The organism is Cruoricaptor ignavus (genome assembly GCF_014961145.1).
Classification (GTDB): Bacteria; Bacteroidota; Bacteroidia; order Flavobacteriales; family Weeksellaceae; genus Cruoricaptor; species Cruoricaptor ignavus.
Genome location: NZ_CP063145.1, coordinates 2,014,314 through 2,027,765, shown reverse-complemented (window position 1 = coordinate 2,027,765; position 13,452 = coordinate 2,014,314). Strand labels below are relative to the sequence as shown.

Here is a 13,452-nt window from a genome sequence, read left to right as displayed (position 1 = left end):
TACTTTGATGTAGAAACTTTACCTTCTCCTCGAAAAACTTACCTTATTCTCAACTTCCTCCGCCAATTCAATTTCTGCGATTCCCAGCTTTTCTTCTTCAAAAGATGGAACTGCACCAAACAATTTTGCATTCTCATCAGCCCGCTCTTTTACATAATCCAATTTTTGATTTTCCAGTAGTTGTTTCTGTTTTTCCTCGGTATATTTGGATACCAATTTAGCCTTAACTTCCGGGAGTTTTTCTAATTCTTTTTCTAAGGCCTCAATCTTTTCATCGGTGGACTTGGTCTGCTTTTCAATTTCCTCTACATTGACGCCCTTGCCTGCCAACTCACTAATTTTTTCCTCTACCATTTGTTTAGCAGCATCAATATTTTTCTGATAGAATGAAAGTTGATTTTTCCAATAATCTGAATTTGCACTTCCATCATTACAATAGCCCAAAATACGGTTGTAGTCGTTCTGGGCTTTGGTTACTCCGTCCTGTATTTTCAAAAAGTCCTGATGCTTTCTAAGGATAAAAGCATTGTCTGCTACATACCTGCTTTTTTGATTTTCAATTCTCTTTTTCAGTAATTCAATCTCGATATTGGCTCTTGTCTCAGGGCTGGTAATGATAGCCGTTTTGAGTTCCTGTGTACTTATATCAGAAATATCCAAAACATCGGCTCCTTTCTTCATTGCTTCTAAATATCTTGCCTGTTTGGACTGCAATTTCTGGAGCATAAAAACATCAATACTGTCATTGGTCAGCATAAAATTAATGCGGACATTCTCATTTTGGTTACCCTGTCTCCATGCCCTACCCTCTACTTGTCGCAATGAGGTAAAATTATAGGGTAAAGAAAGCATATAAACATCAGTGGTATTTTTCTGTAAGTTCATTCCTTCTTGTATGGCTTCACTTCCAATAACCACTTTGATTTTCCCTTCATTAAAATTCTCCTGTATTTTTAATCGGTTGGATTTGGTGGTTGCTCCTGTGATGATTCCGATTTCTTCAGGTTGGTATCCTATTTTCTGCACTAAGTATTCTTTCAGTTTTGGAAATTCTGAAACCGCTAATTCAGAATAGATGATTTGTCCTGAATTAGGGATGTCTTTTTTATTCTGCCGTATTAAATCCATCGTCTGTTTGAGTTTTGGAGAGTTTTCGATAAACTCTTCCAACGACGGTTCTTCATCTTCATAATACGGAGATAGATACGGCGAAATTGCAATCAATCTGGCATTGAGGATATGCGTTAAAATGGCACCCTTTTGTGTTTCCTCAAAATTCTCATTGAGCATCTCATATTGCTCTTTGGTCAAATCATTTTGCTCAATTTTATATTCCTTGTTGATTTTATTGGGGCGTTTCAGTTCAGGATTGTCTTCCTCGCCTTTGATATCAATAAATTCTGAAAGCAGTTGCTGGAACAGGGAATTATTTTTAAAGCGTCTTACATTGGCTTTGAATTTCACATCGCCTTTGGCATCAATTTCCATATCGTTATCCGCCTCCATAAAGGTTTCAAAAAAGGTATTCACATTAAAATAACCTGATTCCTCCAATCGTTTGTTGGCAATGAGTGATAAAATAGAATAATACTCCAATGGTTTATTGGTAAATGGTGTAGCGGATAGAAGTGTTACATTTCTGCCATCATTTTGCTCCTGAATATATTGTGCTGCCATCCAGGTATTGATTCCCAATTTTGAAGTCTGCTGGTTTTGACTTCTAAAGTCAGACGCAAAACGGCGATCTTCTATTCTTACTTTACCAACGATGTGGTTAGCATTATGGACTTCATCATAAGTAAGATGGTCAAACCCAAAATCTTCCCAATCGTAGATTTTTCCGCGTTTCATTTTTCCAACGAGTTCTTTTTCCTTTTCAAGTTCCTTTTGAAAATCTCTCTCGCTAATGGAATTGACACTTTTAAGTTCACTCTCTGAAATATACGAAAAGGTGGAAGCCAAACGCTGTGTAATATCTTCTTTGAAGCCTATATTATTAAAGCCTTCATAATTAACAATAGTAATTTCTCCGTCTTTATTGTCAAATTTAGAAAGGTCATAATCTTTTCCAAGATTGCCTAAAATATTCACTTTAGCATCAGGAATGGTCTCAAAAATGGTTTCTATCCATTGCTTGAGGATACTTTCATTCGGAACCACAATAAGCGGTCGCTTGGCATTACCTCTTTCCATGGCTTCGTGCATAGACAGAATTCCGGATAGGGTTTTCCCAAACCCGACTTCGTGAGCCAAAAGCCCGACACCCTTAGTCGTTTGCCTGCCTATTCCTGCTTTTTGAACTTCGGTTAGTGTGAGTGGTTTTCCTTTAAAATTTTGATAAATCTTTGAAAACAATGGAAATTTGGAATAATCTGGAACATAGATGTTATTGTAGTTTCTGTTAAATTCTTTTACATATCGCTCTCTAAGGTCTTCAGATAATTCTTCTCTCAAAAACTTTTGGAACAAATCATTGGCAGCAGCTTTTCTTCTCTCCCGAATAAGGGCGTTTCGTTCTTTGTCGCTCCCGGTTACATTTTCATTGTCTACAAAACTCCAAACTTCCCAGTAGGATGAACCTGCAAAGGCTTCGCTGCTAAGTTTGCTGACAAAACTTTTGAATTCATCCGCAAGGCTTTTAGGCTCTTTAATGATTTCCATTTTTTGGCTGTCCGCATTCCACTGCTCTCTTTCTTTTTCTCCGATAATGAAGTTATGGACAAACTCGTGGTTGGGACTCATAAAAATTTGGTCTAAGTTTTTAGGTTTCGGCAAAACGCTTTCTAAAAGTGCTTTCTGTTTTTCGTATTGGCTCTCCATTCCACCTACCGAAAATTTGTCTGCGAAGTCTTTTTCCAGTTGCTCTAATTTGGCGTAGATATTTCCTTCGGCGTAATAGAAATCGTGCATCCATTTGCCGTCGTGATAATTGGCAAATTGGTAATGTTTTCCGTGATTATTGAGCGTTCCGTCATATTCCGTATCCCGGAATGCTGCTATCTGCTCATGTGTAAGCTCCGAACTATTTTGAAGTGCTGTTTCTACAATAGCATCCGGCTTTTTGAAATGGTATTTTAAAATTCCTTTCTTGATTTCGGGTTGCGTTTGAACCCGATATTCTGTATTTCGCTCGCTTTGTTTTTTAATGATTTTTTCTGCCTTTTCATTAATCTCCGACAGGCTTTCTGAATCAAACTTTTCAGGCGTTTTAGTAATATCCTTTAATAGGTTTTCATATTTAGATATTTCAGATTCTACGGCCGGGCTTTTAAACTTGATTTCTCCCAGTTTTGATAAGGCATTTTTAATATTTTCCTTTGCTTCATTAAGTGCCTTTTCTTCTATTGATGCGCCCGATTTTTCCTCTAAATTAATGATGGCTTCTTTGGATTCCGTATTTTGTTTAGGAAATGGATCCTGATTAAAAAAGTCTTCAAACAAATTGCCTATCCGAAGCGTTTCTTTTTTATTTTGAAGATGAACTATCTTTTGCAAGGCTTCTTCCAAACTGCCATGCACATACTGCTCCGGTCTTCCAAAGCGATTGGTTTTTTCACGGATTTCCCCTAAAATATGTTCGGGATGTTTTTCAAAATATCCGGAAATATCCTCCGAAATTTTATGCGTATTCTTTTTAAGAATGATAATATCTGTGCCCACCTGCGTCCCTTGAAATACTCCTGAAGGTAGCCGAAGGGCATCGATAAGCTCTGCTTCTTTAAGTTTAGTCTGGCGGTTCAACCAGCCCGAAGGCAGCACCATAGCAAGGATACCATCCCGTTTAAGAACATCCAGGGACCGCTTGACGAAATAATCTTCGTATTTGGAGAGTTTGGGCTCTTCTCCCAAACCTTTGTAATAACCTCTATGGTCGCCATAAGGTGGATTACCAATAATCAAATCGTATTTTTGGCTAAAGTCTTTTTTATGCCCTCTATCGTCGATAAACTCAGTTTCAAAGGAACGAAGATGAATATTAGCTTCCGGGTGGAGTATTTTTGCAATCTTTGCCGTTGTTTCGTTGATTTCAAAGGCGGTTATATTGGCTTTAATACCTAAATCTTTAGCAGCATAGAGAAAATTGCCAGTGCCTACACTTGGCTCTAAAACAAAGATTTCATTTTGGGCATGTACTCTGTTTTTGATAAGGTTTCGAACAGCATCAACAATTTTAGCATCCGTGTAGTATTCATCTAAAATACCACGACCTTCTTTTGCCGTGCCGCCACTTTTGTATTGAGTACAAATATTCTTGAGGTCTTCATGAAATGCTAAGTGATTTTTTAAATGGATTTGTTGTCCGTCTCCAACAGTGGTAACAAGATTTACAATCTCAGAGATTTGCTCATTGCTGACTTTTTGACCTTTGTATTGGGCAATGCGTTTCTCTAAGTTTTCAATTTCAGATAAGTCTGATGCTGGAATTCTTAATCCTGTATCGGATAGAGTTCTCCCGGATAGGATTCCGCCCACGGAATGTTCTCTTCTCGCATTTTCTGCATCATTTTTCTGTTGTGTTCCGTCGTCGGATCTTCCTCTACCTCCGTTTCCCAAACGCTGCTTATTTCCGCCTGTAAGTCCATTTCCAACATCTTGGCTGACCAAAGCAGATCTTCCGATGTAATTTCGGTCTTGCTCGGATTGGCTCTTTTGCTCAGTTGCTCCAAGGTTTCGTGCAGCCTTTTCTGGCTCCAATTGCTCAGTATCGGAAAGTCTTTGGGGTTCAGTGTTATTTCGTTGCTCATTGGAATTATTTTTGGCTTGGACTAAATTAAAATTTTTGGTTTGATTTTCATTTTGATTCTCAATCTTTTTTTTTAGATAATCATTGAGGCTCAGATGTTCTTTTCCAATTCCATATAAAGGACGGATATCTTTGATGTTTTTATCTTTTAGCTCATTTAGTATTTCTTGCGTTGCTGATCTTCCCGAATGGTCCCCGGAAAGGCACAGAAATATCTTTCCTTCATAATACCGGAAATGATTTGTAAGTTGGCCAGCATTTCCTAATTGATGCAACACCGCCATACTCCTGTTATTGGTCTGTGAATTCAACCGGAGCAGTTCTAAAAAAGCTTGTTTGTCTATTTCAGACTGAAATACGATGAGTTCATTTTTGGCTCCCTCGGTTATGGAGATATTTTTAACTGGAAGTCCGGTATATAGGCTGTTACTCACGGTTTTTATTGTTGACGAATTGGTTGTAATCGAAAAGTTCTTTAGCTGCAGCATCCCAATTCTTCCTTGGGAGCAGTTGCAGGCTGACAAATACATCGGTCTTTTTATTATAGTAGTCGATGCGCTCTAATCTTCCTCCGTAATCTTCCTCGGCATGGCGGTAAAGAGAGTACGGCATTATCGTATCTGTGGGATAAATGTAAAAACGACTGTAAGTCCAGGGTGAATTGATTTCAAAGCGTTTATAGTTTTTTCGGAACAAGAGCGTGTCTGGGAGTTTTCTCCTGTTTTGGTAGTTGGGGATATGCTCTTTTGAAAAAATGGCACCCTCTTTTTTATTCCATACCAGAAATGCCTTTTGCTGTTTATTTAGCTCTGAAAAAATAATATTGCTACCCTCTGTATTTTCCAAAGGGAAACAAAGAGAATCTTTGATATAATAGACCTTCCTGTTAAACTCCTGAACTTCCAAATCCGGAATTATTTCCACCATCTGGTTCTGAAAATAGTTGAGTTTCGATAGATGGAAGCTCTGCATTTTGTCCAAACCTTTTGAGGCATTAAAATAAACATTGGAAACGAGGTCTATTCCACCTTTCTCAGACTGTATTTTCTTATGGCAGGACTGAATCGTCATAAAGGATAGAGTAAGTATTAATAGCTTAAAATAATTTTTCATAAAGTTTTGTATTTTGTAATAATATTTTTAATTTTGTAATAACTAATCCGATTGATTTTAAAAAGTGAGGGTCATATCAAAAAAATCGCTGGTGTTATTTTATACTCATCACGCTGATGCTAAATTGGCTTTAGAGCATTGGTATAGTACAGTATCAGCAGCTGAATGGAATAATTTTGCAGACATTAAAAAGGATTTTAATAGCGTAGATAGTGTAGGCAATCAAAGATTTGTATTTAATATCAAAGGCAATCATTACCGTATCGTGGCTCTTATTCTTTTTTCAGTCCAACAGGTATATATCCGGTTTGTAGGCACTCATAGTGATTATGATAAAATTAACGACATAAAAAACATTTGATATGATAAAAAATGAAACCCAATATGAAGCAATTATGGCCCGTATTGATGAACTTCTTAAAATAGTGGACGACCAAACTCCTGCAACAGATAAAAATATGATTGAATTAATGCTTTTGTCTGATGCTGTAGAAGTTTATGAGAATATCCATTATCCTATTGCTACACCTTCTTTGGTGGATACGATTAAATTCAAGATGCATGAAATGAACCTTACACAGGCTAAATTAGCTGAGCTTTTGGGCGTGTCTGCTCCACGTATTAGCGAATATCTTTCCGGGAAAAGCGAACCGACTTTACAAGTGGCTAAAAACATCCACAAAAAACTGAACATCAGTGCAAATATCATCTTGCAATAAAACCATACAATAGAAGACAACAAAGGCTGCCACACACCAAGCAGCCCTCTGTCATCTCTACTGCAACAAGCTATCTTTTAATGCTTTGCTCCCGGGCATTTGCTTTTTCATTTTTCTGCTCCTGTTCCATCCCTTCCAAAGCCTTATTGGTGTTGATACGGTTCATATCGCTGTCATACAGGTTTAAATTCTTGTATTGGGGATTGAGGACGGCTTTGCCTTCCACCACCTTGTCATTCATTTCAAATTTTACCTTTACCACATTGCCTTTTTCCAAAGATTTGATGGTGTTGTCCTTGTATTCAGGCTTACCGAAAATCAGATTGGATTTTTCAACGATTTTCTGGGTATCTACACCATAATTTTGATAAAAGTTCTGAAATCTGTAATTGTCGTTTTCGGTTTTAGGCTCCTCAAAATTGAGTTTTACAAATGCAGTTTCTTTTTGGTCGCTTTTCGGGTTATGGAACTCGATTTTTACGCTGCGACCTTCCAACAAATTGATGGCTTCTTTTGCCGTGAAAGTATTTTCCCTGTTGACCGGAAAGTTATGGCTCAACTCCTCTCCTTTGGCATTGGTAAGTTTCGCCTGATAGGAATTCAGGAAAACACCGCCGCTTTCGGTTTTACCAAATTTTAAAGTAAAATCGGCTTTGTTGCCAGTTAGGGCTTTGTCCGAACTGGTCTTAATTTCAAATTGCTGCTCTTTGGATTTGATGCCTTTCTCCAAATCCTTGTGGAGTTTCTCTCCTTCTCCAAATCCTAAATATTTTAGTTGATTTTTTAAATACTCTTCCTGGTTGAATGTTTTTTCTGTACTCATCTGTTTTGTGTTTTTGTTGTTAATATTAATTTCTTTCTGTGTGTCTAAATTGGTTTGATATTTTTTGTTGTGCTCACTGACCATCTGCGAAGAACTTTGCTCTTTTGGGCTAAAGCGTTTGATATTGCTTTCGGTAGGAATTATACTTACATCCTGAGAGATGGAATAGTAATTACCGCTCTTCATCCTTATGGCATCCAAAGCGGTAAATCCCGAATACTCCAACTGCTTTTTATAATTATTGTACATTTCCTCATTAACATTATTGCCGAACAGCACTACGGATGTTCCTGCATAGATGCTAAGGAGTTCCGTGAGTTTTTCCAGTTGCTTATGCTGGGGCAATACAAATTTTCCTACAATCTCATTGGCATTGTTTAAAATCAGAGCTTCCGTTTTATCAGATAATCCAAATTTTTGGGCAGATAAATAGGCTGCAATATCTTCCGGTCCTTTAATCTGATAAGGCTGATAGTTGGAAACAAATACCTGCTTGTTGAAACTGTAAACATTTACAGGTTTTTGGTCTTGTGCCTGTTCCTTATGATTTTGTATAGTGTCCATATGATCTTCATAAGAAAAGCTTAGGTATTTCCCCGACCTCAGGTTAAGGATGATGCCATCTTCCACCTTGATGCCCGTATTTTCAAATATTTTATTGAGTTTTTCCAGCATCATCCGATCCTGGCGACTTGATACCAAATGACCACTGGGATGGTTGTGGACTAAGGTGATGCTTTCAGGCTTCAGTCTAAATGCATTTCCTGCCAATAGCCTAAAATCAACTACCGCAGATGTGATGCCTCCCGATGATAAATGTTGTACGAGATAACTGTCGTCTTTAAAGCGGTATAAAGCAAAAGTGTGTTCTACGGCTTCATCTTCTAAAGCCCTAAACAGCCAGGCAACATCCGCTGCATTTCTAACTTTTGTTCCGGCAGTAAAGGATAGTGATTTGTTTTCAGAAAATTGTCTTTCTATTAATGCAAAATCACTGCTGTAGCCTTTTGAATCGTCTTCCCGTAATAAGCTGGCCTGTCGATCAGTACGATTTGCCCCTGAAAACAATTGATACGGTAATCTTTTCCCTTCCGATGTTTTAAGATATTGCGTCTTCTCGTTTTCTTCAAACTGATAATTGCTGTTCTGCCCATGGTACGACTGATAATTAAAGAGATTTAATTTTTCCATAGTCTTTCAGTTTTTTGAAGTAAAACTGCCGTCTCATATTCTTTACATCTGTCGGACGATAGCGTTTGTTAGGTTTTTCGTGAACCTGCGAAAATTTTAAAAACTGCTTTTTCATCTTGTGTCTTTTCTTGTTTTTTGTTTTTCGTTTCTTGAGTCTTGTATCTCGTATCTTAAAATCTTATATTCACCTTCTCATTCCTCTTGGCCTCTGCCTTTCCTCAGTCTCTTCAGGAAGTTCTCTTTGGTTTTCCCTTTCTGATTGGGCATCTTCATAAAGGTCTCTTTCGTTCACATTCAAAACCACATTGGACCGGGGATCTTTCGATACTTGCTTCTCATCGGGTGAAATACTGTTGACGGTATTGATTTCATTAGAAACGATGTTGATATCCCGTGCAATTTCTTTTGAAAACTCCGGGTACATCTCTAATTTATCCTGAAGGTAGGCTTTGAGTTTTTCAAGTTCATTTTTATAAATGCTCATCAGTTTTGGATCATCCTTTTTTGCGAGAACTTGTGTAAGCTCTATGGCATTTTTCACAAAATCATATTCTCTGACGATGTTTTTTTCCTTATCGTAGATAAAGGCTTTTTTCTCCACAGAAAGCATCTTAAGATCGTAAGATGACAGGTCTGCCATATCGGAAAACTGGATTTTCTCTTTACTACTTTCTAAAATTTCAGAAAGTTTTCGGTCTCTCTCCAAAAAGATAACCTTGAGGCGCGTATTATCCTCTGTGAGTTGGAAAGTGGCTCTGTTCTTGCCGTTGTCGGCCACCATAGTGTAACCCTGAAGAAATTTTTTAATATCTTCCTCTCTCAATATTCTGGAGAAAGAAAGGTCTTCATTGATAATGCCGTACTTTTTAAGGTCGGTGATGGGTAATGCGTTGTTTTTCATAATGTGTTTTTATTGATGTTTAAGTGTTTGATATTCATAAGTTCTTTCAAAAAATGGTCAGGGTTGATTAACCTTCCGTACTCTTTTACTGCAAAGTGAAGATGCGGACCGGTAGAGTTGCCGCTATTGCCGCTCCTCCCAATAATAAATCCAGCCCTTACACGCTCTCCAACTTTGTAATACATCTCGGAAAGGTGCAGGTAGGCAGTTTCAAAGCGGTTGAAGTGGTTGATTTTGATATAATTTCCACCACCTTTGGGATCCCAGCCCGCGGCACTGACTACGCCGTCCAATACCGAGTAAACTTTTTCATAATTGGCTTTGATGTCCATGCCGTTGTGCATTTTACGAATGCCGAAAATTGGATGGAGTCGAAATCCAAACGGCGAACTGATCGACATACTGTTTTTAAGCGGTAGGGAAATTCTCTCCGATAGTGCTCGCATCTCTTTTGCCGATGCCGTAGTCTCCGTAGGTATTGGAGGCCCGGCAGTGTTTTGTCTCCACTGAAGCTGCATCTGAAGCCATATGGAGTCTTTTATTTTTTGATAATTCTCTTTCCTCCTGCTGCTCTTTTCAAATTCCGTCATCTTATTTTTAAGAGAGTCTATTTCACTTTTCAATTTTTCGTTGTTATCAGAAACAAAAAGATTTTTCCATATTTTTTTCAATGTTGGATTGCTCAGTCCTTTTTCTTCTCTATTCATTTCTGCCTGATGATATTCTGAATTGTGCTTCATCTCGCTTTTTTTTGGTGCAACCGGCAACAGCGTATTGAACTGCGCTTTTAGAAAAAGGCTTCCAAAAAGAAAAAACAGACAGATTATTTTTGGGGCTTTAGGTTTCATTTTTTGAAAATTCTTTTACGATGAGTTCTACTTCTTTATTGATTTTTCTGAAATTGGTCATCAGGACTTCTTCCTTGCGGTTTTTTCCAGTTTTATCCACGAAAGAATAATAGACCGGCATCGGCACATAGCCTTGCTCTTCCTTTTTGATAGCCTTTATATCCAGATTGATTTTTCCGTGCATGGCGGATGTTTTATACTCCAGTGTATCGTTTTCTTCTCCCTGGGCGATCATTCCTACCATCTCTCCTGTTTTCAGCGTGGCAATTTTTCCGGCAGGTATCATAAAGTCCATTTTCTCATTGATGCTCGTGGTCGTACCCTGCTGCGAGATGGATTGCGAATAAGATTTCTGCTTGATTTTCCCAAATAGTTTTTCCAGCCACTCTAAAGTATTTTTATCCCTTGCTGATCCCGAGAGGATGTTTCCTACAATAGCAGAAATGGTATCTGCCACTTCCTTTTTGTAAAACTGCCGCAACTGGGGGATTTCCTGTAATCCTAAAAGTACCGCCACTTTGTTGCTTCTCGCTGTTGCCACCACATTATCAATTTTATGGATGTAAATGGTCGGAAACTCATCGGCAATAATGCCTCCCGGCAGGTTGTATTTGGAGTTGATTAATCTTAATGTCCTGTTCAGCACCGAAGAATACAAAGCAGAGTTAATATCCTGCGTCCCCGGGTCTGAGGCAAGGATGAGAATGGATGGATTCTTTCGGTCGGTAATTTTCAATTCGACTTCATCACCCGAAAATACCCAGAAACTTTCCTTGGTGGCTAATCGTGAAAGAAAGATTTTCAATGTGCCCACCTGGCCTTCCAACTGGTCAAAAGCCTTGTTGTCATACGCCGTTTTAAAAGGTGAAAGTAAAGAAACGATTTCTTCGTTGCTGAAAAGTGTTTCAAAAATCTCCTGATAACTCCTGTTCATGAAGGCAAGGATGTGGGGTAAATCTGAATATTTCCCGTGATTATAAGTAGCAAAAAAGTAGATGCTCGATGACAGAAAGTTGATGGCAGACTGGGTAAAGAAGGCATCTGAGCCACCTCCCGAACCAGAGCCTCCTTTTTGAAGTGAAGACACCATTGATTCTGCCATTTCCTGCGCCTCTGCCAATGTGCGGATATATTCCTTTCTAAAGGGATTGACTCTTTTGGATTTTTCTACTTCGTTGAGATTGATGACATGGAATTCATAATCGTAAGCCGAATCTTTGGCTTTCTTCAAAAGGTAATGGTAGTAGGCTATCTGCGCCAAGTCCGGAAATTTAAAATCGTAAATACACAGGCAAAATCCTTTAGCAATCATTTGCCGAATAGCCGGATTGATAATACCAAAAGATTTACCGCTTCCCGGCGTACCGATGACCATCGTGCCCCGAAATGGATTAAGATTGACCCAGCCTTTGTTGGTCTTTTTCTGATACCGAAACAGATAAGGAATGTTAACGGAGGTCTCGTTATCTACAAGTTCCTGATTTTGGGCAAAGCTTTCTTCCTCTACATTCCATCGGTCTTTTCCCATTTTTTGTTGGATGAGTTTGGAAATAGAATCGGCTCCCATTTGCAGGATAACGGCTCCTAAAAAGGAAAGTAAGGCATACAGCACCTGATAGAGGCTGAAACCGGGTAGTATTTTCGGGAGTTTAGGATTTCCTGCCTGCTGTTGCCAAACCAAAGCGGAAAACATCATCACCAAACCAATGAGCATTGGCAGGATGATTTCCGTTCCAATATTCAGGTCTTTCTTTTTCTTAGCCCTTGTACCAACGGCTACCAGTCCTATTAAAATCAATGTTGAAAGTTTGGCATTCAACGGTGGATAGAAAAAACTCATCTTGGTAAAGTTTTTCAGCAAATTGGAGACTACGGGGATGTCGGCATTGAGGTAAAACAATGCTGAACAATCCAGTGCTACCACCGCATAGACCGCCTTTTGCAGAAAACCGTAGAGTTTAATTTGATGTTGCTGTTCTTGCATATTGATTTATAATTGATGTTTCTCAATAAATTCCTGTTCTGCTTTTTCTATATAATCCTGATCGTAGATTTCAATCAAAATTTTCCTGTACCATTCATTTAAATAGACTTGTTTTTTAAACATTTTTCTCATATCTATTATATCTGATGAGCACTGTTCATATGTGTTTAACATCCATACTATAATGCTTAATATCAGAGCCATAGCAACCACTAAAAATAGGTAGCAGTGTTCTGTAATGAAATTTCCTATCATAATTAAAAAGTATCTGCTTTAAGGATGTCCGAATAATTCACTTTCATCTCAATGGTTCTCCCCGAAAGTTGCTCTTCAATAAGCCTGATCTTCATAACCTTGCTGTTGGGAAAGGTGAACTTTTTAAAAACATAGATGTTCCTAAAGTTTTTTCTGAAAGATTTCTGAGGATGCAGCTGGAAAACTGGCGTTAATTCGATGCTTTGATTATTGGTTGTTTTATGAATGGATTTATCCTCTATCGTGAATTTCAAGTCCTCAATATCATAACTCAGATGCGTCGTATTTATAAAAGTCATATCCAGAAAAATATAGTCGCTTAATACGAACACATTGTTGAGCTGCATTTTCAGCTTTAAATTATTTTCTTTTCTGATGGGCTTCTCATCGCTTTGCTTCCGGATGATGTCCATTGACAACTTCGAGAGTTCTAAATTGGAAAAACGGGTTTTATTCAGTTCGATCGGCTGCATATCTTCGGGCTGTATCTGGATATTGCTCACAATATTCGGATTATCCGGATTTCTGTAAACGGCTTTATACTGCGCCATAAAAGACTGTCCGACCACGGTGATAATCCCGATATTTTCACCATTGGAGAAATGTGAATTTGCCTTTAATCTTTCCTTAACCGTATCTTTAGTATCATCTGTTAGCTTTATTCTTCCGATATTGGCAGAAGGTAAATCGCCCGTTAGTTGGGTGGTGGATAAATCTACATACTGGATAGGCTCCGGAGATACGATGTGTAAATTAACTCCGTCGGTAATTTCAAGTTCAGGCAGTTCGGAAAGGAATTGCTCTTTCATTGTCGTTTGTGCAGATAGCAGCTGCGTTGCGAACAGCAACACGGCATAGATTAAATTTTTCATCA

10 protein-coding genes are annotated in these 13,452 nt (G+C 38.4%); 2 read left to right on the top strand and 8 right to left on the bottom strand.

Translation table 11 applies throughout. The features are described from left to right. Positions 1-18: 18 nt before the first annotated feature. Positions 19-5,232: an Eco57I restriction-modification methylase domain-containing protein gene (locus tag IMZ16_RS09815; RefSeq protein ID WP_193439887.1), complete on the bottom strand. Its 5,214-nt coding sequence runs from the start codon at positions 5,230-5,232 to the stop codon at positions 19-21. Next, positions 5,171-5,857 (bottom strand): hypothetical protein, encoded by a 687-nt coding sequence (locus tag IMZ16_RS09810; RefSeq protein WP_193439886.1) that lies wholly within the window; start codon positions 5,855-5,857, stop codon positions 5,171-5,173. Before IMZ16_RS09810 ends, IMZ16_RS09815 begins: the two co-directional genes overlap by 62 nt. A gap of 64 nt (positions 5,858-5,921) precedes the next feature. Between IMZ16_RS09810 and IMZ16_RS09805 the strand changes: the two genes are divergently transcribed. Next, entirely contained in the window at positions 5,922-6,218 is a 297-nt protein-coding gene (locus tag IMZ16_RS09805; RefSeq protein WP_193439590.1) for a type II toxin-antitoxin system HigB family toxin, read from the top strand. Position 6,219: 1 nt separating this feature from the next. Continuing rightward, the gene (locus tag IMZ16_RS09800) at positions 6,220-6,576 is read left to right on the top strand and encodes a helix-turn-helix domain-containing protein (protein WP_073180981.1); all 357 of its coding nucleotides are present in this window, start codon (positions 6,220-6,222) and stop codon (positions 6,574-6,576) included. Positions 6,577-6,646: 70 nt separating this feature from the next. Here IMZ16_RS09800 and IMZ16_RS09795 read toward each other — a convergent pair whose 3' ends face one another. The 6 genes from IMZ16_RS09795 to IMZ16_RS09770 all read right to left on the bottom strand — a co-directional run bounded on the left by IMZ16_RS09795 (position 6,647) and on the right by IMZ16_RS09770 (position 13,450). Beyond that, positions 6,647-8,590 (bottom strand): JAB domain-containing protein, encoded by a 1,944-nt coding sequence (locus IMZ16_RS09795; protein ID WP_193439885.1) that lies wholly within the window; start codon positions 8,588-8,590, stop codon positions 6,647-6,649. 184 nt (positions 8,591-8,774) lie between these two features. Beyond that, positions 8,775-9,491 (bottom strand): hypothetical protein, encoded by a 717-nt coding sequence (locus tag IMZ16_RS09790; RefSeq protein ID WP_193439884.1) that lies wholly within the window; start codon positions 9,489-9,491, stop codon positions 8,775-8,777. Further along, the gene (locus IMZ16_RS10490) at positions 9,488-10,231 is read right to left on the bottom strand and encodes a M23 family metallopeptidase (protein ID WP_317173216.1); all 744 of its coding nucleotides are present in this window, start codon (positions 10,229-10,231) and stop codon (positions 9,488-9,490) included. The genes IMZ16_RS09790 and IMZ16_RS10490 overlap by 4 nt, the downstream gene beginning before the upstream one ends. Before the next feature lie 97 nt (positions 10,232-10,328). Continuing rightward, positions 10,329-12,323, bottom strand: a complete 1,995-nt coding sequence (locus IMZ16_RS09780) for a type IV secretory system conjugative DNA transfer family protein (RefSeq protein ID WP_193439882.1) — start codon at positions 12,321-12,323, stop codon at positions 10,329-10,331. 6 nt (positions 12,324-12,329) lie between these two features. Continuing rightward, the gene (locus IMZ16_RS09775) at positions 12,330-12,578 is read right to left on the bottom strand and encodes a hypothetical protein (RefSeq protein WP_193439881.1); all 249 of its coding nucleotides are present in this window, start codon (positions 12,576-12,578) and stop codon (positions 12,330-12,332) included. Positions 12,579-12,580: 2 nt separating this feature from the next. After that, positions 12,581-13,450 (bottom strand): DUF4138 domain-containing protein, encoded by an 870-nt coding sequence (locus IMZ16_RS09770; protein WP_193439880.1) that lies wholly within the window; start codon positions 13,448-13,450, stop codon positions 12,581-12,583. Positions 13,451-13,452 lie beyond the last annotated feature (2 nt).

Coding starts and splice junctions, on each gene's coding strand:
- IMZ16_RS09815 (WP_193439887.1), bottom strand. CDS start 5,232: ATGCTGCAGCTAAAGAACTTTTCGATTACAACCAATTCGTCAACAATA.
- IMZ16_RS09810 (WP_193439886.1), bottom strand. CDS start 5,857: ATGAAAAATTATTTTAAGCTATTAATACTTACTCTATCCTTTATGACG.
- IMZ16_RS09800 (WP_073180981.1), top strand. CDS start 6,220: ATGATAAAAAATGAAACCCAATATGAAGCAATTATGGCCCGTATTGAT.
- IMZ16_RS09795 (WP_193439885.1), bottom strand. CDS start 8,590: ATGGAAAAATTAAATCTCTTTAATTATCAGTCGTACCATGGGCAGAAC.
- IMZ16_RS09790 (WP_193439884.1), bottom strand. CDS start 9,491: ATGAAAAACAACGCATTACCCATCACCGACCTTAAAAAGTACGGCATT.
- IMZ16_RS10490 (WP_317173216.1), bottom strand. CDS start 10,231: ATGAAGCACAATTCAGAATATCATCAGGCAGAAATGAATAGAGAAGAA.
- IMZ16_RS09780 (WP_193439882.1), bottom strand. CDS start 12,323: ATGCAAGAACAGCAACATCAAATTAAACTCTACGGTTTTCTGCAAAAG.
- IMZ16_RS09775 (WP_193439881.1), bottom strand. CDS start 12,578: ATGATAGGAAATTTCATTACAGAACACTGCTACCTATTTTTAGTGGTT.
- IMZ16_RS09770 (WP_193439880.1), bottom strand. CDS start 13,450: ATGAAAAATTTAATCTATGCCGTGTTGCTGTTCGCAACGCAGCTGCTA.